The organism is Methylobacterium bullatum, from assembly GCF_014845095.1.
In the GTDB taxonomy this organism is placed as follows: domain Bacteria; phylum Pseudomonadota; class Alphaproteobacteria; order Rhizobiales; family Beijerinckiaceae; genus Methylobacterium; species Methylobacterium bullatum.
The window spans coordinates 1-559 of record NZ_NKUG01000255.1 but is presented as its reverse complement, the minus strand read 5'-3'; the positions used below and the strand labels follow the sequence as shown (position 1 = coordinate 559).

The window sequence follows — 559 nt, the reverse complement described above, 5'->3', positions numbered from 1 at the left end:
AGGCCGGGCCGCCTTTTGTAAGCACGGCCCTTCCCCCTAACCGACCGGAACGCCACCATGTCCCACGCCGATCTCTCCACCACCATCGAGACCGCCTGGGAGGAGCGTGCCGGCATCGACGTCTCGACCAAGGGTGCCGTGCGCGACGCCGTGGACGAGGCCCTCGATCTCCTCGACTCCGGCAAGGCCCGCGTGGCCGAGAAAGTCGGCGAGGAATGGCAGGTCAACCAGTGGCTCAAGAAGGCGGTGCTGCTGTCCTTCCGCCTCAACGACATGGAGATCATCCATGGCGGACCCGATGGCGCCAATTGGTGGGACAAGGTGCCCTCGAAGTTCGAGGGCTGGAAGAAGAAGCATTTTCGCGAGGCCGGCTTCCGGGCCGTGCCCGGCTGCTTCGTGCGGCGCGGCTCCTACATCGCGCCCGGCGCCGTGCTGATGCCCTCCTTCATCAATCTCGGCGCCCATGTGGGTGAGGGCACGATGGTGGATACCTGGGTGACGATCGGCTCCTGCGCGCAGGTGGGGAAGAACTGCCACATCTCCGGCGGTGCCGGCATCG

1 protein-coding gene is annotated in these 559 nt (G+C 66.4%); it reads left to right on the top strand.

The annotated features are described in order from the left end of the window. Positions 1-57: 57 nt before the first annotated feature. On the top strand, positions 58-559 hold a 502-nt coding region (locus MBTS_RS22775), incomplete at its 3' end, for a 2,3,4,5-tetrahydropyridine-2,6-dicarboxylate N-succinyltransferase (protein WP_483403780.1).